Source organism: Citrobacter sp. wls615 (genome assembly GCF_005281355.1).
Lineage (GTDB): Bacteria > Pseudomonadota > Gammaproteobacteria > Enterobacterales > Enterobacteriaceae > Citrobacter > Citrobacter werkmanii.
Map to the genome: position 1 here is coordinate 1 of NZ_SZXM01000072.1, position 1177 is coordinate 1177.

General features: G+C 45.2%; 3 protein-coding genes. 2 read left to right on the plus strand and 1 reads right to left on the minus strand.

Annotated features, from left to right (window positions below; translation table 11 throughout):
- Positions 1-22 precede the first annotated feature (22 nt).
- Together FDX04_RS19615 and FDX04_RS19620 are read left to right on the plus strand one after the other, a co-directional pair.
- Positions 23-355: a hypothetical protein gene (locus FDX04_RS19615; RefSeq protein ID WP_003841689.1), complete on the plus strand. Its 333-nt coding sequence runs from the start codon at positions 23-25 to the stop codon at positions 353-355.
- 191 nt (positions 356-546) lie between these two features.
- Positions 547-957 (plus strand): hemerythrin domain-containing protein, encoded by a 411-nt coding sequence (locus FDX04_RS19620; RefSeq protein ID WP_137371366.1) that lies wholly within the window; start codon positions 547-549, stop codon positions 955-957.
- A gap of 85 nt (positions 958-1042) precedes the next feature.
- On the opposite strand, the gene FDX04_RS19625 is transcribed toward FDX04_RS19620, so the two are convergent.
- The coding region (locus FDX04_RS19625; RefSeq protein ID WP_137371367.1) for a DinI-like family protein at positions 1043-1177 on the minus strand (135 nt) is incomplete at its 5' end.

Below are 1177 nucleotides of genomic sequence, written 5' to 3' on the forward strand. Positions count from 1 at the left end.
GTATTCAAGAGAGGGCGTAAACATGGGCTTTCCTTCACCAGCTACCGACTATATAGAGCAGCGGGTTACGCCAGCCAGTGTCTGCATGACTCCCGACAGTCGCATCCTCGAGACGTCGGCGGGTTATGCGATCATCGTCCCGGTCACGCGCCCACAGCAGGGTGATGCGCTGTTGATTCTGTCCGGAGGTCGGACGCAGTTTGCGAAGCTTAGGGGGAAAGCGTTAATCACGGATGACGGCGAAGCGATCGAAGGTGATGCAGCTGAAGAGGCTGAGGTTATGAGGCGGGTGACGCACTTTATCAACAGCACTGATGCTGCGATATCTCTTGAGGCGGCATTGGCGCAGTTTTGAGACATATGTACGATAGAAAAATTCCGAAGATTGGCAATAGATCTCTTTATATTTGCATTCAAATTTTGTTTATTATGTATTTACATAACGTAAATTTATAAAATTTAATAAAAACAACTCAGCTTGCTTATTTTTAAAGATGCATTTAATATATATGTTATAAATTGCAAAGCTCATTAAGGGATTCCCCAGTGAATATTGATAAAATGAAGATCCAGCATGCCGAGATTATCCATAAAATTAGCCGCCTCAGGGAGCTTAGCCTGGCGGGTGTGACGGCTCATGCGCAAGAAATCGCTCAAACCGTTATCAGTATGAGTTCTGTGATTAAAGTACACCTTTCTGCCGAAGATCAGTTTTTATATCCTTATCTGGAAAAGGTGAACGATCAAAAGCTAAAAACAATGAGCGTAAATTTTCAGCGCGAGATGGCTGATATTGTTGCCGAGTATGAAAAGTTTTCCCGTCGCTGGAATACGGCAAATAAGCTTATCAATTGTGACGAGGCATTTCGCCGCGACGCGAATGTAGTGTTGCGCAAGGTGCATGAACGAATGCAGCGCGAGGATCATAATTTTTATCCGCTGGTAGAGCAGCTTTAAAAAAGGGCGGCAATGGTTCATCCAATACGGGAATTTGGTTTCCCGTATCCAGAAAGGTATGAAAAGGACTTGGTAAAAGCTGGCACTACTCCGAAACTAACCACATATCGGATTCTTCAAACATTTCCTCCAGCATGCGGTTCAGCTTCTCCCGATCGCTTTTGCTGGCATCGCTGTTTAAGCCGTTCGCCTGCATCGGCTTAACCTTCACTTCTGCATC